This is a genomic window from Streptomyces sp. NPDC053673 (assembly GCF_055585225.1).
The window spans coordinates 529,077-548,273 of sequence record NZ_JBVJKN010000001.1; the positions used below are offsets into that span (position 1 = coordinate 529,077).

The 19,197-nt window shown below is 72.0% G+C and carries 20 protein-coding genes, 1 tRNA gene and 1 pseudogene; 12 read left to right on the plus strand and 10 right to left on the minus strand.

What is annotated here, in order from left to right; all coding sequences use genetic code 11:
- Positions 1 to 7: 7 nt before the first annotated feature.
- Positions 8 to 1,213: an MFS transporter gene (locus ACZ6ZQ_RS02305; protein ID WP_469766648.1), complete on the plus strand. Its 1,206-nt coding sequence runs from the start codon at positions 8 to 10 to the stop codon at positions 1,211 to 1,213.
- 35 nt (positions 1,214 to 1,248) lie between these two features.
- Here the strand turns inward: ACZ6ZQ_RS02305 and ACZ6ZQ_RS02310 are convergent, their stop codons facing one another.
- From ACZ6ZQ_RS02310 to ACZ6ZQ_RS02320, 3 genes are all read right to left on the minus strand, one after another.
- Positions 1,249 to 2,520: an RNA polymerase sigma factor gene (locus tag ACZ6ZQ_RS02310; RefSeq protein ID WP_469766816.1), complete on the minus strand. Its 1,272-nt coding sequence runs from the start codon at positions 2,518 to 2,520 to the stop codon at positions 1,249 to 1,251.
- A 3-nt stretch (positions 2,521 to 2,523) separates the two neighbouring features.
- Positions 2,524 to 2,928, minus strand: a complete 405-nt coding sequence (locus tag ACZ6ZQ_RS02315) for a YciI family protein (protein ID WP_469766649.1) — start codon at positions 2,926 to 2,928, stop codon at positions 2,524 to 2,526.
- A gap of 121 nt (positions 2,929 to 3,049) precedes the next feature.
- Positions 3,050 to 3,481 carry an SRPBCC domain-containing protein gene (locus tag ACZ6ZQ_RS02320; protein WP_469766650.1) on the minus strand — a complete coding sequence of 144 codons (432 nt, stop codon included), beginning with the start codon at positions 3,479 to 3,481 and terminating at the stop codon, positions 3,050 to 3,052.
- A 247-nt stretch (positions 3,482 to 3,728) separates the two neighbouring features.
- Between ACZ6ZQ_RS02320 and ACZ6ZQ_RS02325 the strand changes: the two genes are divergently transcribed.
- Genes ACZ6ZQ_RS02325 through ACZ6ZQ_RS02340 form a run of 4 tightly spaced genes read left to right on the plus strand, consistent with a single transcriptional unit; the run spans position 3,729 to position 7,901 of the window.
- Positions 3,729 to 4,949 (plus strand): cytochrome P450, encoded by a 1,221-nt coding sequence (locus ACZ6ZQ_RS02325; protein ID WP_469766651.1) that lies wholly within the window; start codon positions 3,729 to 3,731, stop codon positions 4,947 to 4,949.
- Positions 4,950 to 4,978: 29 nt separating this feature from the next.
- Positions 4,979 to 5,713: a (Fe-S)-binding protein gene (locus ACZ6ZQ_RS02330; RefSeq protein ID WP_469766652.1), complete on the plus strand. Its 735-nt coding sequence runs from the start codon at positions 4,979 to 4,981 to the stop codon at positions 5,711 to 5,713.
- The gene (locus ACZ6ZQ_RS02335) at positions 5,710 to 7,155 is read left to right on the plus strand and encodes a LutB/LldF family L-lactate oxidation iron-sulfur protein (RefSeq protein ID WP_469766653.1); all 1,446 of its coding nucleotides are present in this window, start codon (positions 5,710 to 5,712) and stop codon (positions 7,153 to 7,155) included. The genes ACZ6ZQ_RS02330 and ACZ6ZQ_RS02335 overlap by 4 nt, the downstream gene beginning before the upstream one ends.
- On the plus strand, positions 7,152 to 7,901 hold the full coding sequence (locus tag ACZ6ZQ_RS02340) for a LutC/YkgG family protein (RefSeq protein WP_469766654.1): 750 nt from the start codon (positions 7,152 to 7,154) through the stop codon (positions 7,899 to 7,901). Before ACZ6ZQ_RS02335 ends, ACZ6ZQ_RS02340 begins: the two co-directional genes overlap by 4 nt.
- A 2-nt stretch (positions 7,902 to 7,903) precedes the next feature.
- On the opposite strand, the gene ACZ6ZQ_RS02345 is transcribed toward ACZ6ZQ_RS02340, so the two are convergent.
- Positions 7,904 to 8,395 carry a DUF309 domain-containing protein gene (locus tag ACZ6ZQ_RS02345; RefSeq protein ID WP_469766655.1) on the minus strand — a complete coding sequence of 164 codons (492 nt, stop codon included), beginning with the start codon at positions 8,393 to 8,395 and terminating at the stop codon, positions 7,904 to 7,906.
- 277 nt (positions 8,396 to 8,672) lie between these two features.
- Between ACZ6ZQ_RS02345 and ACZ6ZQ_RS02350 the strand changes: the two genes are divergently transcribed.
- The 3 genes from ACZ6ZQ_RS02350 to ACZ6ZQ_RS02360 all read left to right on the plus strand — a co-directional run bounded on the left by ACZ6ZQ_RS02350 (position 8,673) and on the right by ACZ6ZQ_RS02360 (position 10,411).
- Positions 8,673 to 8,746, plus strand: a tRNA-Pro gene (locus ACZ6ZQ_RS02350).
- A 372-nt stretch (positions 8,747 to 9,118) separates the two neighbouring features.
- Positions 9,119 to 10,042, plus strand: a complete 924-nt coding sequence (locus ACZ6ZQ_RS02355) for a pirin family protein (RefSeq protein WP_469766656.1) — start codon at positions 9,119 to 9,121, stop codon at positions 10,040 to 10,042.
- Positions 10,043 to 10,072: 30 nt separating this feature from the next.
- Positions 10,073 to 10,411 (plus strand): GNAT family N-acetyltransferase, encoded by a 339-nt coding sequence (locus ACZ6ZQ_RS02360; RefSeq protein ID WP_469766657.1) that lies wholly within the window; start codon positions 10,073 to 10,075, stop codon positions 10,409 to 10,411.
- A 231-nt stretch (positions 10,412 to 10,642) separates the two neighbouring features.
- On the opposite strand, the gene ACZ6ZQ_RS02365 is transcribed toward ACZ6ZQ_RS02360, so the two are convergent.
- The 4 genes from ACZ6ZQ_RS02365 to ACZ6ZQ_RS02380 all read right to left on the minus strand — a co-directional run bounded on the left by ACZ6ZQ_RS02365 (position 10,643) and on the right by ACZ6ZQ_RS02380 (position 14,652).
- Positions 10,643 to 11,302 carry a 4'-phosphopantetheinyl transferase family protein gene (locus ACZ6ZQ_RS02365; protein ID WP_469766658.1) on the minus strand — a complete coding sequence of 220 codons (660 nt, stop codon included), beginning with the start codon at positions 11,300 to 11,302 and terminating at the stop codon, positions 10,643 to 10,645.
- A gap of 147 nt (positions 11,303 to 11,449) precedes the next feature.
- The gene (locus ACZ6ZQ_RS02370) at positions 11,450 to 11,911 is read right to left on the minus strand and encodes a Crp/Fnr family transcriptional regulator (protein WP_469766659.1); all 462 of its coding nucleotides are present in this window, start codon (positions 11,909 to 11,911) and stop codon (positions 11,450 to 11,452) included.
- 113 nt (positions 11,912 to 12,024) lie between these two features.
- Positions 12,025 to 12,984 (minus strand): DUF8017 domain-containing protein, encoded by a 960-nt coding sequence (locus tag ACZ6ZQ_RS02375; RefSeq protein WP_469766660.1) that lies wholly within the window; start codon positions 12,982 to 12,984, stop codon positions 12,025 to 12,027.
- A 261-nt stretch (positions 12,985 to 13,245) separates the two neighbouring features.
- Entirely contained in the window at positions 13,246 to 14,652 is a 1,407-nt protein-coding gene (locus ACZ6ZQ_RS02380; RefSeq protein ID WP_469766661.1) for a short-chain fatty acyl-CoA regulator family protein, read from the minus strand.
- A 327-nt stretch (positions 14,653 to 14,979) separates the two neighbouring features.
- Here ACZ6ZQ_RS02380 and ACZ6ZQ_RS02385 point away from each other — a divergent pair.
- A pseudogene (locus ACZ6ZQ_RS02385) lies at positions 14,980 to 15,210 on the plus strand (isocitrate lyase); the annotation flags it as partial.
- Positions 15,211 to 15,532: 322 nt separating this feature from the next.
- Here ACZ6ZQ_RS02385 and ACZ6ZQ_RS02390 read toward each other — a convergent pair.
- Positions 15,533 to 16,423 carry a LysR family transcriptional regulator gene (locus ACZ6ZQ_RS02390; protein ID WP_469766662.1) on the minus strand — a complete coding sequence of 297 codons (891 nt, stop codon included), beginning with the start codon at positions 16,421 to 16,423 and terminating at the stop codon, positions 15,533 to 15,535.
- A gap of 139 nt (positions 16,424 to 16,562) precedes the next feature.
- On the opposite strand from ACZ6ZQ_RS02390, the gene ACZ6ZQ_RS02395 reads away from it, so the two are divergent.
- Positions 16,563 to 17,588, plus strand: a complete 1,026-nt coding sequence (locus ACZ6ZQ_RS02395) for a DMT family transporter (RefSeq protein ID WP_469766663.1) — start codon at positions 16,563 to 16,565, stop codon at positions 17,586 to 17,588.
- Here ACZ6ZQ_RS02395 and ACZ6ZQ_RS02400 read toward each other — a convergent pair.
- Positions 17,566 to 17,997, minus strand: a complete 432-nt coding sequence (locus tag ACZ6ZQ_RS02400; RefSeq protein WP_469766664.1) for a rho GDP-dissociation inhibitor — start codon at positions 17,995 to 17,997, stop codon at positions 17,566 to 17,568. The two genes, ACZ6ZQ_RS02395 and ACZ6ZQ_RS02400, sit on opposite strands and share 23 nt — an antisense overlap.
- A 218-nt stretch (positions 17,998 to 18,215) precedes the next feature.
- Between ACZ6ZQ_RS02400 and ACZ6ZQ_RS02405 the strand changes: the two genes are divergently transcribed.
- Together ACZ6ZQ_RS02405 and ACZ6ZQ_RS02410 are read left to right on the plus strand one after the other, a co-directional pair.
- A complete protein-coding gene (locus ACZ6ZQ_RS02405; RefSeq protein WP_453668572.1) occupies positions 18,216 to 18,611 on the plus strand; it encodes an STAS domain-containing protein in 396 nt (131 codons plus the stop codon).
- A 2-nt stretch (positions 18,612 to 18,613) separates the two neighbouring features.
- On the plus strand, positions 18,614 to 19,126 hold the full coding sequence (locus ACZ6ZQ_RS02410) for an ATP-binding protein (protein ID WP_469766665.1): 513 nt from the start codon (positions 18,614 to 18,616) through the stop codon (positions 19,124 to 19,126).
- The last annotated feature ends 71 nt before the right edge of the window (positions 19,127 to 19,197 follow it).

The following is a 19,197-nucleotide window of genomic DNA, read 5'->3' on the forward strand; positions in this document are numbered from 1 at the left end:
TCCCGGCATGCGCACCTACCGAGAGCTGTTCCGCACACCGGAGTTCACCCCCCTGTTCCTCAACACCACCACGCAGATCGCGGCCTCGACCGTGAGCGGACTGGCCATGGGCACACTGGTCCACTCGGCGACCGGCTCGCCGCTGCTCTCCGCGCTGGCCATGTTCGGGCCCTCGCTCGCCCAGGTGGTCGGTGCGACCATGCTCCTGTCGGCGGCCGACCGGCTGCCGCCGCGCGCCGCGCTCACCGCGATGGCGCTGGTCTTCGGGCTGGGGACGGCGGTCATGGCCCTACCCGGGCTGCCGGTGTGGGCCGTCTTCGCGATCCTCTTCGGCCTCGGGACGATCGCGGCCGTCGGCGGCGGCGTACGGGGCGGACTGCTCAACGAGATCCTCACGACGGACGGCTATCTGCTGGGCCGTTCCGTCCTCAACATGTCCGTCGGCACGATGCAGATCTGTGGGTACGCGGTCGCCGGAGTGCTGGTCACCGTGCTCTCGCCGCGCGCCACGCTGCTCACGGCCGCGGCACTGTACGTCATCGCCGCCGCCGTGGCCCGGTTCGGTCTCGGCAAGCGGTCGCCACGTGCCGCCGGGCGGCCGTCGATCGCCGAGACCTGGCGGAACAACGCGCTGCTCTGGTCGTCCGGTCCGCGCCGCTATGTGTATCTCGCCCTCTGGGTGCCCAACGGGCTGATCGTCGGCTGCGAAGCCCTCTTCGTCTCCTACGCGCCGTCACACGCCGGGCTGCTGATGGCCTCGGCCTCACTCGGCATGCTGATCGGGGACATCGTGGTCGGACGTTTCGTCCCGCGGCGGTGGCGGGAGCGTCTCGGCGCTCCGCTGCGTCTGCTGCTCGCCGCTCCGTTCCTCGTCTTCGCCGCCCGCCCGGCGCTGCCGGTCGCGGTGGCCGCCGTCGTGCTCGCCTGCATCGGCTACGCGGCCAGCCTTCTGCTCCAGGAGCAACTGATGGCGCTGACACCGCACGAGCTGAGCGGACACGCCCTCGGACTGCACACCTCCGGCATGCTCACGATGCAGGGCGTCGCGGCCGTGCTCGCGGGCTCCGTCGCGCAGTTCACCTCGCCCGCTACGGCGATGTCCGTGATGGCCGCGGCATCGGTAGCGGTCACCCTGGCCCTGGCACCGGGACTGGTGCCCCGCCCGCAGCACCCCGACCGCACACCGCCGGCGCCGCGCCGGGTGCCGAGCTGAGCCCACGTCCTCGGCCGTGCCGCCCGCGCTGCCTCTCACCGCTGACCCGCACCGTTCGGGCCACCGCCGAGCCGGGCGGCGCGGATCGTCAGATAGTGCCGCTCCGGCAGGCTCGTCGTACACTTCGCGGCCGCACGGTAGTTCTCGGCCGCCGCCTCGCGCTCGCCGGCCATCTCCAGAAGATGGGCCCGCACCACGTAAAGCCGGTGATGGCCGGCCAGACGTCCACCTGCCTCCAGGGCGTCCACGATCCGCAGACCCGCCTGAGGGCCGTGCACCATGGCCGCGGCCACGGCTCGGTTGAGGGAGACGACGGGGCTGTCGGAGAGCTGCTCCAGCACCCCGTACAGCGCGAGGATCTGCGGCCAGTCGGTCTCCTCGACCGCCTTCGCCTCGTCGTGGACGGCAGCCACCGCCGCCTGGACCTGGTACGGCCCGAGCGGACCCCGCGGCAGCGCCTCGGTGACCAGCGCGACGCCCTCGGCGATGGCTTCGGCGTCCCACAGGCAGCGGTCCTGCTCCGCCAGCGGGATCAGCTCACCGCCCGGACCGGTCCGCGCCGCGCTCCGGGCGTGGCTGAGCAGCATCAGCGCCAGCAGACCGGCGACCTCACTGTCCTCGGGGAGCATCCGGTGCAGCGCCCGGGCCAGCCGGATCGCCTCCCGGGACAGCTCGACGCGCTGCAGGTCCTGGCCGGCGCTCGTCGCGTAACCCTCGTTGAAGATGAGGTACAGGACATGCAGAACGGCGTCGAGACGCCGCTGCCGGTCGTCCTCGTCGGGCATCCGGAACGGCACCCCCGATGCCTTGATGCGCTGCTTCGCCCGGCTGATCCTCTGCGCCAACGTGGCGTCCGGCACCATGAAGGCCCGCGCGATCTCCGTCGTCGTCAGTCCACCGACCGACCGCAGCGTGAGCGCGATCGCCGCCGACGGCGTCAGCGCGGGGTGGCAGCACATGAACAGCAGCGTGAGGGTGTCGTCCTCATCCACCGCCGCCTCACTGTCCGCCGCGGGCGCCGTGCGCCGGTCCAAGGGCTCACGCCGTGCGGCGAGGTCCTCCCGGCGGCGCCTCGCCTGCTCACTGCGCAGCTGCTCGGTCATACGCCGGCTCGCGACCTGGATCAGCCAGCCCCGCGGATTGTGCGGCAGCCCCTCCTGCGGCCACTGCAGCGCCGCCGCCAGCAGCGCCTCCTGCACCGCGTCCTCCGCGGCGCCGAAATCCCCGTACCGCCGCGTGAGCACGCCGACGACCTGCGGCGCAAGCTCACGCAGCAGGTCCTCGGCGGTCCGGTCGGCTCCGGTCAGCGCTCACACGTCCTCGGTCGGTGCCGACATCACCTGGCGCACCTCGATCGGCATGTTCAGCGGGGCGCCGCCCGGCCCGGGCGCGGCCGAGACGAACGCGGCCAGCTCCACCGCCCGCTCCAGGGTCTCGCAGTCGACGATCCAGTACCCGGCCAGGAACTCCTTGGTCTCCGGGAACGGCCCCTCGGTGACGACGGGCGCGCCGCCCGCGGCCCCGGCCCTGACGATCCTCGCGGCCTCCGGCATCGCCAGGCCCTGGCCTTCCACGAACTCCCCGCTGTCCACCATCTTCTTGTTCGCGTCATGCATGAACGCGATGTGGGCCTGGATCTCCTCGGGGGTCCAGGTGTCGATCCGGGGGAAGTCGACGGTCGTCTCGCTGAACTGCATCAGCAGCATGTACTTCATGGTCCGCTCCTTGTCCTGAGGGGCGCCCTCGTGACGCTCTCACGGGTAGGTAGAAGCACACGCCGCGTTTTCGACATCCCCGCGGAAATCCGAGCAAGATTTTTCCGGCCCCGTGATCCGGTCAGCCCTGCACCGGGAAGTTCAGCGGCTCCCCGGTCTCGATGAGGCTCTTCAGACTGGACAGCAGCATCGGCCAGCCCGGCTTGACGATCTTGAGGAACTCGCCCTCCGGGTCGAGTCCGCCGTGCACCACGTTCAGATGCGTGACCTCGCCCATCGGGTCGAGCTCGTAGGAGACGACGGACGGCCGGCCTCCGTTGAGGTCCGGCTGGTCCGTCTGGTGCCAGTCGTAGACGAGGTGCTGAGCGAGCACCGCCTGCTGCACGCTGCCCTGGCCGTCCGGCGAACGGGTGGTCAGCGGGGAACCTGCCTGCCAGTCGGTCTCGAAGGTCATGCCGAAACGCCAGCGCGGCACCATCGCCGGATCGGTGAGCGCGGCCCAGACCTCCTGCGGGGTGGCACGAACGTACACGTCAAAGACAAGACTCGTCATCGAGGCTCCAGCGGCGGCCCGGGTTCATCGGCGCCTCAGCGTGCCATGGCGGCCCAGGGCCGCGGCCGTCCCCGCGCGGGACATGCCGAAGCGATCACGCGACCAGGGGCGCCGCCCGGGCCACAAGCGGAGGGCCCGTATTCACTACCCGCCTGCTGCGGCGTCGCCCTTCCGCCGCCGCGGGGCCTCGGGCACCATGGCCGGACCTGCCCCGTGTCACGGATCCTTCCCGTCCAGGAGGCGCCGCGTGGAGTCGACCGACCACGACACCCTCGATGCACTGCAGCGCGAGCCCTACCCCCTGTACGCGCGGGCCCGGGAGACCGAAGGGCTCCTGTACGTCCCCGAACTGGCCTCCTGGCTGGTCGCGCGTGACGAGGACGTACGCGAAGTGCTGCTGAGGGCGGACGAGTTCTCCTCCGCGCAGGCCCTGCGACCCGACGTGATGCCCTCGCCGGCCGCGCTGGCCGTGCTCTCCAAGGGCTTCGGCAAGCGTCCCACCGTCGTCTCCACCGACGGAGCGGCGCACCGGCGTCACCGCGCGCCGCTCAACCGGGGCCTGTCCGCCGCGCGGATCGCCGCGCTCGTGCCCTACGCCGCGGAGCACGCCACGACGCTCGTCGACGGCTTCGCCGCGGACGGCCACGCCGAGCTGATGTCGGCCTACGCCCGGAAGCTGCCGGGCGCGGTCATCGGGAAGCTGATCGGACTGGACCCCGACGACGTGCCGGCCGCCGTGCACGGCGGCCACCGGGCGGAGCAGCTGCTCTTCCGGCCGCTGACGGAGGACGAGCAGGTGGCCGCCGCGGAGGACGTCGTCGCGCTGCAGCGGATGCTCGACCGTTACATACGCGCCAGGCGCGAGAGCCCGCGCGAGGACCTCTGTTCCGCGCTGGTCTCGGCGCTGGCTCCCGGCACCGGCGAGCTGTCCCTCGACCAGCGCCATGAACTCGTGTCCAACCTGCAGAACTTCCTCATCGCCGGGCATCTGACGACGACCGCCCTCATCGGCACCACGCTGCTCCATCTGCTCAGCCACCGTTCCCAGTGGGAACTGCTCTGCCGTACACCGGAACTGATACCGGCCGCCGTCGAGGAGGCGGCCCGCTACGACACCGCCGTCCAGGGCTTCCGCCGCACCACGACCCGGCCCGTCACCCTCGCCGGAACCGAACTTCCGGCCGGGGCCACCGTGTTCGTCGCGTACGGCTCCGCCAACCGCGACGAGCGGCGCCATGACCGCGCCGGCGAGTTCGACATCACCCGTACGGCCCCGAGCCGGCATGTCGCCTTCGGGCACGGAGCCCACGGCTGCCCCGGATCGCAGCTCGCCCGGGAACAGCTCCGGCTCACCGTCGAGCTGTTCAGCAGCAGGATGCCCCAGCTGCGGCCCGCGGCGGACCACCGGGTCACGATGCGCCCGACCCTGATCCACCGCTCACCGGAGACCCTTCAGCTCGTCTGGTGAGCGCCCCGGCACCGGCATATCCTCCGCCCATGCGCGTCGCACTCTTCGTCACCTGCGTCAACGACGCCGTCTATCCGTCCACAGGTGTGGCCACCGTCCGCCTCCTTGAGCGACTGGGGGTGGAGGTCGACTTCCCGGCCGGGCAGACGTGCTGCGGCCAGCCCCAGTTCAACACGGGCTACCGGCGCGAGACCGAGCCCCTGGTCCGGCGCACGGCACGCGTCTTCGAGGGGTACGAGTACGTCGTCACCCCCTCCGGATCGTGCGCCGCGATGGTCCGCCACCACTATCCGCGGCTCGGCGACGCCGCCGCGGCCTCGCTCGCGTCCCGTACGTACGAACTCACCGAATTCCTCGTCGACGTCCTCGGCGTCACCGACGTCGGCGCGTACTTCCCTCACAAGGTCACCTATCACCCCTCCTGCCACGGACTGCGGCTGCTGGGACTCGGTGAGCGGCCGCGCAGGCTTCTGGAGGCCGTCAAGGGCCTCGAACTCCTCGAACTGCCCGGTGCCGAGGAGTGCTGCGGCTTCGGCGGCACCTTCGCCGTGAAGAACGCGGACGTGTCCGCCGCGATGGGCCAGGACAAGGTGCGCAGCGCCGCATCCACCGGGGCCGAGGTGCTGTGCGGCGCCGACAACTCCTGCCTGATGCACCTCGGCGGCATCCTCGGCCGCCAGGCCGAGCCCGGGAACGGCGTACCGCTGCGCGCACTCCACATCGCCGAAATCCTCGCCGGTACCGAAGAGGAGCCTCACGTATGAGCGGGACCTTCGTCGGCATGCCGTCCTTCCCGGCGGCGGCCCGGGAAGCCGTGCACGACGTCACCCTGCGCGCGAATCTGCGGCACGCCACCCACACCATCCGCGACAAGCGCGCCAGGGCGGTCTCCGAGCTGGCCGACTGGGCACAGCTGCGCGAGGCCGGACGACGGATCAAGGACCATACGCTCCGTCATCTCGACCGCTACCTGGTGCAGTTGGAAGAGCAGGTCACAGCCGCGGGCGGCACCGTGCACTGGGCCGCCGACGCCGACGAGGCCAACCGGATCGTCGCGGACCTGGTCACGGCCACCGGCGAGCGGGAAGTCGTCAAGGTCAAGTCGATGGCCACGCAGGAGATCGGCCTCAACGAAGCCCTGGCGGCCGAGGGCATCTCCGCGTACGAGACGGACCTCGCCGAACTCATCGTGCAACTCGGCGACGACCGGCCCTCGCACATCCTCGTCCCCGCCATCCACCGCAACCGCGGCGAGATCCGCGACATCTTCCGCGACCGGATGGGCAGCTGGGGCAGGCCCGCCCCGGACGGGCTCGGCGACACCCCCGCCGAACTCGCCGAGGCGGCTCGGCTCCACCTGCGCGAGAAGTTCCTGCGCGCGAAGGTCGGTGTGTCCGGCGCCAACTTCATGGTCGCCGAGACCGGCACCCTCGTGGTGGTCGAGTCCGAGGGAAACGGCCGGATGTGCCTGACCCTCCCCGAGACGCTGATCTCCGTCGTCGGCATCGAGAAGGTCGTGCCCACATGGCGTGACCTGGAGGTGTTCCTGCAGACCCTGCCCCGCTCCTCGACCGCGGAGCGCATGAACCCGTACACGAGCATGTGGACCGGTACGACGGGCTCCGCCACGACGGACTCCGGCAGCACGAGTGACGGTCCGCGGACCTTCCACCTGGTGCTCCTCGACAACGGCCGGACGCAGGCCCTCGCCGACGAGGTCGGCCGGCAGGCGCTGCGCTGCATCCGCTGCTCGGCCTGCCTCAATGTCTGCCCGGTGTACGAACGGGCCGGCGGCCATGCGTACGGCTCCGTCTACCCCGGCCCGATCGGCGCGATCCTCAGCCCCCAGCAGCGTGGCATCGCGAGCGAGATCGACGCGTCGCTGCCGTACGCCTCGTCGCTGTGCGGGGCCTGTTACGAGGTGTGCCCGGTCGCCATCGACATCCCCGAGGTGCTCGTGCATCTGCGGGAGAAGGTCGCGGAACAGGGCGGGAAGGGCCACCGGCTGGAGAAGGCCGCGATCCGGGCGGCGGGCTGGATCCTGGACCACCCGGCGGCTCTCGGCGCGGCCGAACGCCTCGCTGCCCGGACGCGCCGTGCCCATCCCGCGAGGCCGCCCGGCGCCGCCGCCTGGACCAACAGCCGTGACCTGCCCGAACTCCCCGCGGAACCCTTCCGCGACTGGTGGAAGAAGAACCGCACATGACCCCCGCACCGGACCCGTTCCCCGCCCCCACGCCCGGCCCGGGCCCCGAGTCCGCCGGGAAAGGTCCGCAGCCCGCCGGAGCGGACTCCTCGTCACCGGCCGGCCGTACCTCCGGGCGGGGTTCCCGGGGGCTGATCCTCGCCCGGGTACGAGCCGCCCTCGACGGCGCGCCGCAGGTACCGGACGTGAGCCGCGACTATCTGGGCTCCCACACCCCCGACGACCCGGACGCGCTGCTCGACCTGCTGCACGAGAACCTCGCCGACTACCGCGCGCTCGTCCACCGGAGCGACGCCGAAGGGCTGCCCGACGTGCTGGCGAGGCTGCTCCGTTCGCGCGGGGCGCGCAGCGTGCTCGTACCGCCGGGGCTGCCGCCGCACTGGCTGGCGGCGGTGGACGCCACCCGTGTCGCGGACCGCGCCGAATCCACCGCGCAGGAGCTCGACGCCGTCGACAGCGTGGTCACGGGCTGCGCGCTCGCGATCGCCGAGACCGGCACGATCGTGCTGGACGGCGGCCCCGACCAGGGCCGCCGCCGGATCACTCTCGTCCCCGACCACCACATCTGCGTGGTCCGGGCCCCGGACCAGGTCGTCGCCTCCGTACCGCAGGCGCTGCCCCGGCTCGATCCCACCCGCCCGCTGACCTGGATCTCCGGGCCCTCCGCCACGAGCGACATCGAGCTCGACCGGGTCGAGGGCGTGCACGGCCCCCGCACCCTGGAGGTCGTGCTCGTCGTCGGCTGACGTCAGCCCGCACGCAGCCGGGGTGCCCGGGCCGCGGCGGGCACCGCGGCCCCGTCGCGCCGCAGTTCGGCGGCCAGCTGCCCCGCCCACCCGGTCAGCCCGTCGATGTCGATGCCGTACGGCGAGGCGGTCCGCGCACCGTACGGCGCGATGGCCTGCGCACCACGGGCCAGCAGGGCAGCGCCGCCCGTCGCGTTGCCCCGGGCGGCGTGGGTCAGGCCGACCGCGAGCTGGGCCAGACCCCGCCACAACTCACGCTCCGCCTGCGGCCCGGACTTCCAGGCGTCCTCCAGCACCTCGTGGGCATGGAACGGCATACCCGCGTCCAGCAGCCGCTGCGCCTCGGCCAGGGTCTCCTCCGGTGTGCGCACCACGCCTTCCGGCTGCCGCGCCACGCCCTCCTCCCCGTACGGGAGCGGGCGCCCCAGCCCGTCGCGGGGGCGCGCGCTGCGCGCCCTGCCCTCGGCGTCGCGGTCCCTCGGCGTCCTGTTCACCCCCTGATTGTCACCCGCCGGAACCGTGGCTGACCGTAGCTCTCAGAACGGTGTCCGCCACCCGCGCGGCGCAACGCCGGGCCGTGCCCGGGGAACACCGGCGAACCGCCACGCTGTTGGCGCACTGGCCCGGGCCGCCGGCCCGCCCCACCCCGACCTGGGGTATCACCACGCGGACCGGCCACGGCCGCAGGACCCGCGCGTCCATCCCGGGCCCGGAATGGGGTAATGTTCTCTTGCGCGCTCGGACGGGGCCAGGCCCCGGGGATCCGCGCATCGGGACGTGGCGCAGCTTGGTAGCGCACTTGACTGGGGGTCAAGGGGTCGCAGGTTCAAATCCTGTCGTCCCGACTTTTCGAAGTCGCAGGTCAGGGGCCGTTTCAGAGGAATCTGAAACGGCCCCTTGACCTTTTCTTGGGAACCCGTTGGGGACCAACGTGCTTGACCGTGTCTGCGGGCGACCCCGATGGGGCTCGGCAGGGAACGCGGGGCGCCAGCACGCTGAGGTGCGCATGCGGTGATACCCGCGCGTGCGGTCACGGTGATCGAGGGCCAGGACCGGCTGTTGTCCCAGGAGTTGCCGGAAGCGGGGAGTTGGCCGCGAAGGCGCTGCACGGCCCGGCCTGAGCCGCACCGGACCGCCGGACCCCCGTCGAGGCGAGAGCCGCCGCATCGATGCATAATTATTGAAAGTGGAACTATCCTGGTTCGGAGAGGTGGGGCATGAGCACTCCAGAGATCGAGGTCCTGTCCGCCCGGGACGTTCCGCTGGGCGGCCCTCGGGCGATGACCGTACGGCGCACGCTGCCGCAGCGGGCCCGGACGCTGATCGGCGCCTGGTGCTTCGCCGACCACTACGGTCCCGACGAGGTCGCCGACTCCGCAGGGATGGACGTCGCTCCCCATCCCCACACCGGTCTGCAGACGGTGAGCTGGCTGTTCAGCGGCGAGATCGAGCACCGCGACAGCCTGGGCAGCCATGCGTTCGTACGCCCCGGGGAACTGAACCTCATGACGGGCGGGTACGGCATCAGCCACTCGGAGGTCTCCACGCCCGGCACCACCGTCCTCCACGGGGTGCAGCTGTGGGTGGCGCTTCCCGAGGAGCACCGCGACACCGGCCGCGACTTCCAGCACTACGCCCCGAAGCCGGTCCGCGTGGACGGAGCGGAGACCAGGGTGTTCCTGGGGACTCTGGCCGGCGAGACCTCCCCCGTACGGACCTTCACGCCCCTGCTCGGCGCCGAACTCCTCCTCGCCCCGGGCGCCACCGTCACCCTCCCCGCCGACCCGGCCTTCGAACACGGCCTGCTCGTCGACGCGGGCGACGTCCGGTTCGCCGGGACGCTCCTCCGGCCGGCCGAGCTGGGGTACGTCGGCACCGGAATCGACACCCTGACCCTGACGAACGAGTCGGACAGCCCCGCCCGGGTGGTGCTCCTCGGCGGGACACCGTTCGAGGAGGAGATCGTCATGTGGTGGAACTTCATCGGCCGCAGCCACCAGGACATCGTCGAAGCCCGGGAAGCCTGGGAGAACGCCTCCGACCGCTTCGGCACCGTCGACGGCTACCCCGGCGGCCGTCTCCCCGCCCCGGCGCTCCCGAACGCCGCCCTCGGACCCCGCAAGAACCCCTCCCGTCACTGAACCACGACCGGAAGACCCGAAAGGCACATCATGACCCAGCAGACCACCCCCGTCGTCCGGCGCGTGGACGCCCGGCACCGTTACGAGATCCTGGTCGACGGCGAGCGCGCCGGCCTGACGGCCTACCGCGACCGCGACGGGCAGCGCGTCTTCTTCCACACCGAGATCGACGACGCCCACGCCGGTCAGGGCCTGGCCTCGATCCTCGTCCAGCAGGCCCTGACCGACGTCCGCGCCTCCGGCAAGCGGATCGTGCCCGTCTGCCCCTACGTGGCCAAGTTCCTCGAGAAGCACGACGAGTTCGCCGACATCACCGACCCGGTGACCCCCGAAGTCCAGCAGTGGCTCGACGGCGAACTGGCACGCTGACCGCCCGGGTGCGATCTCGCGAGAGTTCGGGCTCGCCGAGGCGGGTCTCCGCGGAGGCTGTGAACCGGTCGAGGACCCGCGTGGGACCCGCCCCGGCCCGGGCCGTTCGACGGCGCCCGATTGGTGCTCGGCCGGCGTGGAGAGCGGACCCGCGACCGTGCGAGCGAGAATCGCCCGCCCCGGAAACGGAGTTCGGCGAACCGCGCCTGCCGCCGGAATCGCGGGGAGCGGTCAGGGCAGAACGGCGATCGCCGTGACCATGAGTCCGGACTCGACCAGCCACCGCCCGTCGAACCCGGTCAGCCGACGGCCGGCCGCAACCGGACCCTCCACCAGCAGCCGGGCGTGGAAGGTCGCGTCGTCGGGATCGATCGTGACGACCGCTTCCTGGAAGTCCAGCCAGCGGAGGGCCAGCGGATACCACGCCTTGTAGACGCTCTCCTTGGCGCTGAACACGAGCCGGTCCCAGTGGACTTCCGGCCGCAGCACACTCAGCCTTTGCAGCGCGGCACGCTCCTCCGGCAGCGTCACCAGATTCCGCACGCCGTCGTCGGGCAGCGGCAGATGAGGCTCCGCGTCGATCCCGATCGTCACGACGTCGGAGGAACGCGCCACGGCAGCCGCCCGATAGCCCTTGCAATGCGTCATGGCACCGACCGCGCCCGACGGCCAGTGCGGTGCTCTGCCGGGCCCCGGCAGGATGGGCGCGGGTTCGAACCCGAGCTCCGCCAGTGCCGTACGGGCGCAGGCCCGTACCGTGCCGAACTCCCGCTGCCGCTCGGGCACCGCGTTGGCCACCTGCGCCTGCTCCTCGGGGAACATCGTGGACACAGGCGGATCGCGGAACACCTCAGAGACGGCGATCGGCGGAGGAAGCAGCTTGCTGATCATGCGCGGGCCCCGTTGGGCACCATCGGAAAGACCTCCACCGGGCGCCCGGGGCGTACCCGACCCCCGGCGCCACTCGTGAGGGTATCCGAGGGGCATCTCCCGATGCGGCACACCCATGGCGCCCCGACCGGGCATCCTTCCGGGTAGTCACTGTGTGAGGCCACTCCCGTACGGGGCGTACAGGTCCAGCAGACGAATGCGTGCCGAGTGCAGCCGGTGGGCGAGGACCCGGCCGACCCACTGGCCGATGGCCGATCCGAGGGTCGGATCGGCGTCCATCATCATGCGTACGCTGAGCGCGTCGAACTCCTGGGCCCGGACCGGAGTCATGGCCTCGGCACCCAGCTGCCAGACGTAGGGCGGGAACAGCCAGGACCAGCCCACGAGTTCACCGAAGCCGAGGTTCTCGATCACCGCAGGGCGCCTGCCCGGCACATGGATGTCCAGGGTGACCGTGCCGGACCGGATGATCCAGAAGCGGTCGGCGAGGCGGCCCTCCTCGAAGACGCGAGCCCCCTCGGGAAACTTGACGTCCTTGGCGATCTCCAGCAGCCGGGCACGGTGCTCGGCGGACAACGCGGCTGACATACGGATCGAAGAGTTGCTCATCGGGGGCCTCCGTTCGCCTCACAGCACATCGTCACCCGTCCGGCCGCGCGATGCACGACCGGACGGGTGACGAATTGCGCGGAATGCCGCTGAGACGGCCCGCCGCCCGCCGCTCAGGAGCCGGACGGGCCGTCGATGAGCCGTACCGTTCCGAGGATCTTCCGGACCGTCTCGTCCGGCACCTCCTCGGCCACGCCCGTGGCCCCGACGAACGTCCAGGACACGATGTCGGCCTTGGCGTTCTTGAAGGCGAACGTGGTGGCCTTGCCGTCCGTGTCGCACTTGCCCTTCTTGGCGGCGCCCGAGGACGCGGCCGTCGCCACGCTGCCTTTGAGCCCCGACGCCGTGGTGTACGACTCCACCGGACCTGCCTGGATCTTCGCCCTGTCCGGCTGCGCGTAGGCGCCGTAGACCCACAGGGACACGCTGTTGCGGGCGGCCTCCTCGGTGTTCCTCGCGCCGTCCTCCCCGCGGGAGCCGGCGGAGGCGAGGGCCGTGTCCTCCTTGGCGCCGTTCAGGTCGTCGTCGGACTGGCACCACTTCTCCTTGAGCATCGCCGGGGCCGAGAAGCCGATGAGCGGCTTGTCCTCCGGGTCCTTCTCGTCGGTGACGTAGCTCGCCCAGGTCGCCGACTTGACGGCCCACTCGGGCGGTACGTCGAAGACGATGCCGCGCTTCGGATTCGTCACGGTCTTCCAGCCCGGGACGGTGGGCCGGGGCCCCTCGGCGCCACGTGGAGTCCCGGTGGCGGTCGCGGTGGGCGAAGAGGTGGGTCTTGTGGTGTCGTCCTGGTCGCCGCCCGGGCCTCCCAGGACGAGATAACCCGTGACCCCGGCGGCGGCGACGACCGCTGCCGCCGCCACGGCGACGACCGTCGTCGTGCTGCGGCCGCCACGCGGGCCCTGGGGCAGACCCGCGGGCTGCGTCGGCGCGTCCCACGGCGCCTGGCCCGGCGGGCCGCTCGGCGGATACGGACCGGGCTGCTGCTGGTAGGGATTCGGCTGCTGCGGGTACGGGTTCCGCGGGTCCTGCCGGTTCTGTCCGCCCCCTGGCGGCTGCTGTTCTGACCACATGGGACGTCACCCTAGGGCGTGTTGCGAAAGTAGCGCCGTCCGCCCGGAGGGCGGGGCCCGCGGCGTCTGGTGCGTGCGATCGCAAGGCGGTGGGGGCACCTCCCAGGCGCAGCTCCGGGGGAGATCGTCCTCGTACTGGACGTACGTGGATGAGTCCGACAACGCAGCGTGGGGGCACCTCCCGTGCCCGAAGGGCTACGGGGGAGGGCGTGCCAGGCGTCGCGTGCCAGGCGGGACTTTCGCAACACGCCCTGGAGGGGCTCAGTCGGCCTCCATGACGGGGTACGGCACGAACGAGCTGCTGTTCTCGTCGATCAGGAGCGGCCGCCCGAGCGGCGGTACCGCCCGCTGAGGGCAGTCGAGCCGCTCGCAGACCCGGCAGCCCATGCCGATCGGCGTGGCCGTCGAGGCGTTGTCGAGATCGAGCCCGTCGGAATAGACGAGGCGCCCGGCATGCCGGATCTCACAGCCGAGACCGATCGCGTACGTCCTGCCGGGATCTCCCCAGCCGCCGTGCTGCCGGGTCACCGTACGGGCCGTCCACAGATAGCGCTGCCCGTCGGGCATCGCGGCGATCTGGACATGGATCCGGCCCGGTGCGGCGAACGCCTCGTACACGTTCCACAGCGGGCAGGTGCCGCCCGCCCGGGAGAAGTGGAAACCGGTCGCGGACTGCCGCTTGGACATGTTTCCCGCGCGGTCGACACGGACGAAGGAGAACGGCACCCCGCGCAGGCGGGGCCGCTGAAGGGTGCTCAGGCGGTGGCAGACCGTCTCGTGGCCGAGGCCGAATCGGTCGGTGAGGCGCTCGATGTCGTACCGCACCTCCTCGGCGGCGGCGTGGAAGACGGCGTACGGCAGGATCAGTGCGGCGGCGAAGTAGTTGGCGACCCCGATCCGCGCCAGACTCCAGGTGGGGGAGGAGTCCTCGAAGTCCTCGGAGGCATGCGAGGACAGGCCGTCGCCGTACTCCAGCAGCGCCACTTGGGTGGCCATACGGAAGGCCTGCTGTCCCGGGCGCAGCCGGGGACCGAGATAGAGCGTGCGGCCGCGCGGGTCGTAGTGATGCGGCCGGTCTCCGCCCGAGGCGATCCGTACACCGTGCCGGGCGGCCAGTCGGGCGGCGAGGGCCTGACGCACCTCGCCGGGCCGGATCCCGGCCTCGGCGGCGAGTTCCTCGGCCGCGGTGTCCACGGCGTGGAGATAGTTCCGGCGGCGGTAGAAGAACTCGCGGATCTCCTCGTGCGGGGTGCGCCGCCCGGCCGCGCCGGCGGATGCGTCGCGGCCCTCGGCCGCCTCGGCGAGCCGCTCGCCCAGCTCCTGGCTGCGCCGGCTGAGCCGCAGCAGTACGTCGCCGACCGTCGGCAGCCGGGACGCGAGTTCCGACAGATCGGATGCGGACACCTGGCCTGCCGCCACCTCGTCGGCCATGGCCTCGCGCAGATCGGCGACCAGCCTGGAGGTGTCGTGCTCCGAGAAGAACCCGGCGTCCACTCCGAACGCCTCGGTCAGCCGCAGCAGCACGGGCACGGTCAGGGGCCGCGAGTCGTGCTCCATCTGGTTCAGGTAGCTCGGCGAGATCGCCAGGACGCGGGCCAGTTCGGCCTGGCTCATCCGCCGCTCCTCGCGCAGTCGGCGCAGTCGCGCCCCCGCGTACGTCCTGCCCATCGCCACCCTCTTCGGCTGTCTGCTCCGGCTGTCTGCACAGTAGAGGACACCGTGACCGTTGCGGGCTTCGCAACCTTCGCAATCAAGGGCGGGAAGATTCGCAGAAGTTGGCGTCCTGCCATGGTTGATGGCACTGAGTGCCACTGTCAGAGTCTCAGTGCGGCCCGCCGGACCCATCTGAACCGGGCGCATTGCTCACCTTTCCGCACTCCGGGAAGGGCGGCGGGCCGCACTTCGGAAGGGCTGCCACGGGACTGTCACTCGGTGTCGGGCCTTTCGCACAGTTCACAAGAACGATGTGATGTCACGCGACCCCGGGAGACAGTCATGGCGCAGGCAGGGACGACGACGGCGGCGGCGGCCGAGGAGCTGGCACGCCGGTGGGCCACGGACCCCCGCTGGAACGGCATCGAGCGCACGTACACCGCCGAGGAGGTCGTCCGCCTCAGCGGCAGCGTCCGAGAGGAGCACACCCTCGCCCGCCGCGGAGCCGAGCGTCTGTGGCGCCAACTGCACACCCAGGACTACATCCACGCCCTCGGTGCACTCACCGGCGGTCCGGGCCCGGGCCCCGACCGGCCCGCGGACCCCGACCGGCCCGCGGACCCCGGCCGGCCCGCGGGAACGGGCTGCGGCCTCCCGAATGCGCGGAGGGCCGAGACGGGACTGCTGGGCCGCAGGACAGGCCGCGAATTCCCCCCTTACGACCGGAGCTGAGGGGCCCGGTGGGCATGCGGGTGGCGCCGGGCACGGGAGGGCCCGGCACCACCCGCCACTGCTGTCCCGTACCCGCCGCCCGGCCCGGCCCCGGTCGGTGGCGCACCGGCCCACCCGCCGCGGCGGGTGGTGCCCCTCCCGGCAAACATTGCCGGTCGCGGCACTACCGAGTGGCCGCGTCCCGTAGCGCGTCGAGCAGGCCGCGCAGCGCGGGCAGGGCCGGGGCCGTCTCCCGGACGGCCGCGTGGACGGCGCGCACCGGCTCGGGCCGCCGCACCTTGCGTACGACGACGCCGGGATGCGGGTTCCGCAGCCCGGTCAGCGGGATCATGCCGATGCCGAGACCGGCCGCGACGAATCCCTGCGCCGTGGCGTAGTCCTCGGCGTCGACCACGAAGTCCGGACTGAACCCGGCGGCGGCGCACGCGTCGAGCACGGCGTCGAGGCAGGGCCCCGGCCATTCGCTGCCGACCCAGGGCTCGTCGGCGAGGTCGTCCAGGTCGAGCACCCGCTTCACGGCCAGCCGATGCCCCTCGGGCAGGACCGCGCGGTACGGGTCGTCCATCAGATGTTCCAGCCGGATCCCGTCGACCGCCCGGTCGTGAGGCAGCACCACGAGAGCCATGTCGGCCCGGCCCTGCTTCACCTCCGGCAGCGGATCCTCGGGGTCGATCAGCTTCAGCTCGACCTGCACGCCCGGATGCTCGCGGCGCAGCCTGGCGAGCGCGGGAGCCACCAGGGTGGCGCCGACCGTGGCGAAGTAGCGGATGGACAGCCGGCCCGTGCGCCCCTCCCGCAGATCCGCCAGCGCCGTCTCCGCCTCGGCGACCTGCCGGCTGATCGCGTCGGCGTACTCGGTGAGCAGCAGCCCCGCGGCCGTGGGCCGTACGCCCCTGCCGACCCGCTCGAGCAGCGCCGTACCCGCTTCCTTCTCCAGGGCGGCCACCTGCTGACTCACGGCGGACGGTGTGTACCCCAGCCGCGCGGCCGCGGCCGTCACCGACCCGGTGCCGACGACCGCCCGCAGCACCTGCATACGCCGCACATCAAGCATGCAGTACAGGTTAATGGTGTGTGCAGTACTTTTCACTTGTCCTGTCGGATTGCGTGGGGGACGGTTGCGTACGAGGACGACGGTCCACCGGGCAGGGGAGACACCAGTGAAGAACGGCGGCCGAGGAACACCGATACGGATGGGCCTGCTCGCCCTGCTGTGGGGCTCGGGCTTCCTCTGGATCAAACTGGCCCTGAACCACGGCCTGACCCCGGTCCAGATCACGGTGGTCCGCTGTGTCCTGGGCGCGGTGGTCCTGCTGGCGCTCGCCGGGTACGCCCGGGAGCGCCTCCCGCGTGACCGCAGGACCTGGGGCCATCTCGTCGTGGCGGCCTTCCTCTGCAACGCCCTGCCGTTCTTCCTCTTCAGCATCGGCGAGCAGACGGTCGACTCCGGCGTGGCAGGCGTACTCAACGCGACAACTCCGCTATGGGCGTTGCTGATCGGCATCGGCACCGGCACGGACCGCGCGCTCCACCCGGTCCGGCTCGGCGGACTGGTCCTCGGCTTCGCCGGAACACTGCTGATCTTCGCGCCCTGGCAGCGGACCGGACTGATCGGCTGGGGCGCCCTCGCCCTGCTCGGAGCGGCCGTCAGCTACGCCGTCGCCTTCGCCTACATGGCCCGCACACTCACCGGCAGGGGCACCGCGCCCATCGCGCTCTCCGCCGCCCAGCTCGTCACCGCGAGCGGGCTGAGCGCCCTCGCCCTGCCCACCGGCGGAGGACTCGCACCGGGGCGCCCCGACGCGACGGCCCTGGTCGCCGTCGCCGTCCTCGGGGTCTTCGGTACCGGCCTCACCTTCTACCTCAACTACCGGCTCATCGCCGACGAAGGCGCCACCAGTGCCGCCACCGTCGGATATCTGCTGCCGGTCGTCTCGGTGGCGCTCGGTGCTGTCGTGCTCGACGAGCAACTCGGCTTCCGGGTCGTCACGGGCATGCTCGTCGTGCTCGCCGGCGTCGCCATGACGCGGCGGACCCGTGAGACGCGGCCGCCCGGCACGGGGGCGGATAATGCACCGGCACGCCGCGTCAGCGGGACCCGTGCCGTCGGTGACGCCAGTTCCGTCGGTGACGCCAGTTCCGTCCGCGATGCCGGTCCCACCGATGAGGCACGTCCCGTCAGCGAGGCACGTCCCGTCAGTGAGGCCAGTCCTTCGTGATCTCGAAACTGTGGGTCTCCCGGCCGAGGATCCGGCCCGTCGCGTCCACGAACGTGCCGGTGACCTGGTACGTGTCGCGGGCCATATGGCCGATCGGCAATCGCTCCGGGGGGAGCACGATCTCGTACGGGCCGCCGCTGCGGTAGTCGCCCAGCAGAATCTCCTGGTGTCCCACCGTCACCCCCTGCCGGGTGCGCTCGTCGATGAACCTGAGCCCTTCGAGGTCGTGCCCGGCTCCCACGCCGAACTCCAGCCGTACCCGGAACTCCGCTCCTTCCCTGAGGACCAGGGGGGTGGGCGGTGGCACGGCGTCCGGATGCTCGGCGGACGGCACGGGTACCGGCATGTCGGCGTGGCCCTCCACCTGGATCGTCACGCCCAGCAGCTCGAAGTCGCTCGGTGAGTTCATCGGATACGCCATCTTTCGCCGCTCATGGGAAGGACCGACGGGTATTTCAGCCTAGGGCCTGTCCGCGGGATCAGGCCCTGGCCACACGAACGCGTGTCGGTCGGCGGAAGGGCGTCCGGGATCCCCCGGCCATCCGGCCGACCGGAAGCGGGGAACGGGAGGGAATGCCATAGTCGGGGGTGTGTCACCGGGGGCCGGACGGACCAGGAGAACCGGGCATGGTGTCAGCACGGGACGGATGGCCGGAGCACGGCGGCGCAGGCCGGTTCACTGTCGGGACGCGGCCGGGCCCCGAGCCGGACATCGTGGTGATCGAAGTCGGCGGCGAGCTCGACCACGACACGGCCGAGCCGCTGCGCGCGGCTCTGGACGAGGGGATCGCCGGCGGCGCACGGCGGATCCTGGTCGACTGCTCCGAGCTGCTGTTCTGCGATTCCACGGGACTGAACGTGCTGCTGCGCGCACGGCTCGCGGCGCAGGAGACCGAAGCCACGGTGGAGCTGGCGGCCCTGCGTCCCCAGGTGGCCCGGATGCTCGCGATCACCGGTGCCGGGGCGGTCTTCCCCCGGTACGCGAGCCTCGGTGAGGCTCTCGCGGAGCCACGGCGGGAGTAGCCGTGAGCGCGGCCCTTCCGGCACAGGGGCAGACCCGCAGGCTCGTCCTCTCCGGGTCCCGGGGTGTGGTCGGGCGCTGCCGCGACTTCAGCCGTGCGGCGCTGGCCGACTGGGACTGGCTCCCGCCCGGCGACGCCGCGGAACCCCCGTACGGCGGCGCGTACGGCGATCCGTACGCCTGGGACGAGGCGCCGGACGGCCCGGTGGACTGGGACGCGGAGCGGCGTGCCGTCGCCGAGGACGTGCTGATGGTGGTCTCGGAGCTGGTCACCAACGCCTGCCTGCACGCCGGCGGACCGCTGGAACTGGTCCTGCACTGCACCGCCGAGCGGCTCCGGGTCGAGGTAACCGACGCCAGCCCGGTGGCGCCCCGCCCCCGTCCCCACGCCGACCCCGCCACGCCCGGCGGGCACGGACTGGTCGTGCTGGGGCGGCTCGCCCGTGCCTGGGGCTCGGTGCCGCGCGGACCGGGAAAGGCGGTGTGGGCGGAGATCGCGGCACCTCGTCGGCCGTGACGGAATCCGGGGGTGTCGCCCGGTGCGGCGCGTGCGAGAGTCGAGAGTGGACAGAGGACGCCGAACGAGCG

What these genes read in the sequence shown, in the direction of transcription:
- ACZ6ZQ_RS02370 (WP_469766659.1), bottom strand. Translation starts at nt 11,911, where the DNA reads ATGAGCAACTCTTCGATCCGTATGTCAGCCGCGTTGTCCGCCGAGCAC.
- ACZ6ZQ_RS02390 (WP_469766662.1), bottom strand. Translation starts at nt 16,423, where the DNA reads ATGCTTGATGTGCGGCGTATGCAGGTGCTGCGGGCGGTCGTCGGCACC.
- ACZ6ZQ_RS02365 (WP_469766658.1), bottom strand. Translation starts at nt 11,302, where the DNA reads ATGATCAGCAAGCTGCTTCCTCCGCCGATCGCCGTCTCTGAGGTGTTC.
- ACZ6ZQ_RS02405 (WP_453668572.1), top strand. Translation starts at nt 18,216, where the DNA reads ATGGTGTCAGCACGGGACGGATGGCCGGAGCACGGCGGCGCAGGCCGG.
- ACZ6ZQ_RS02320 (WP_469766650.1), bottom strand. Translation starts at nt 3,481, where the DNA reads ATGACGAGTCTTGTCTTTGACGTGTACGTTCGTGCCACCCCGCAGGAG.
- ACZ6ZQ_RS02330 (WP_469766652.1), top strand. Translation starts at nt 4,979, where the DNA reads ATGCGCGTCGCACTCTTCGTCACCTGCGTCAACGACGCCGTCTATCCG.
- ACZ6ZQ_RS02395 (WP_469766663.1), top strand. Translation starts at nt 16,563, where the DNA reads ATGGGCCTGCTCGCCCTGCTGTGGGGCTCGGGCTTCCTCTGGATCAAA.
- ACZ6ZQ_RS02315 (WP_469766649.1), bottom strand. Translation starts at nt 2,928, where the DNA reads ATGAAGTACATGCTGCTGATGCAGTTCAGCGAGACGACCGTCGACTTC.
- ACZ6ZQ_RS02360 (WP_469766657.1), top strand. Translation starts at nt 10,073, where the DNA reads ATGACCCAGCAGACCACCCCCGTCGTCCGGCGCGTGGACGCCCGGCAC.
- ACZ6ZQ_RS02400 (WP_469766664.1), bottom strand. Translation starts at nt 17,997, where the DNA reads ATGAACTCACCGAGCGACTTCGAGCTGCTGGGCGTGACGATCCAGGTG.
- ACZ6ZQ_RS02355 (WP_469766656.1), top strand. Translation starts at nt 9,119, where the DNA reads ATGAGCACTCCAGAGATCGAGGTCCTGTCCGCCCGGGACGTTCCGCTG.
- ACZ6ZQ_RS02380 (WP_469766661.1), bottom strand. Translation starts at nt 14,652, where the DNA reads ATGGGCAGGACGTACGCGGGGGCGCGACTGCGCCGACTGCGCGAGGAG.
- ACZ6ZQ_RS02340 (WP_469766654.1), top strand. Translation starts at nt 7,152, where the DNA reads ATGACCCCCGCACCGGACCCGTTCCCCGCCCCCACGCCCGGCCCGGGC.
- ACZ6ZQ_RS02375 (WP_469766660.1), bottom strand. Translation starts at nt 12,984, where the DNA reads ATGTGGTCAGAACAGCAGCCGCCAGGGGGCGGACAGAACCGGCAGGAC.
- ACZ6ZQ_RS02335 (WP_469766653.1), top strand. Translation starts at nt 5,710, where the DNA reads ATGAGCGGGACCTTCGTCGGCATGCCGTCCTTCCCGGCGGCGGCCCGG.
- ACZ6ZQ_RS02305 (WP_469766648.1), top strand. Translation starts at nt 8, where the DNA reads ATGCGCACCTACCGAGAGCTGTTCCGCACACCGGAGTTCACCCCCCTG.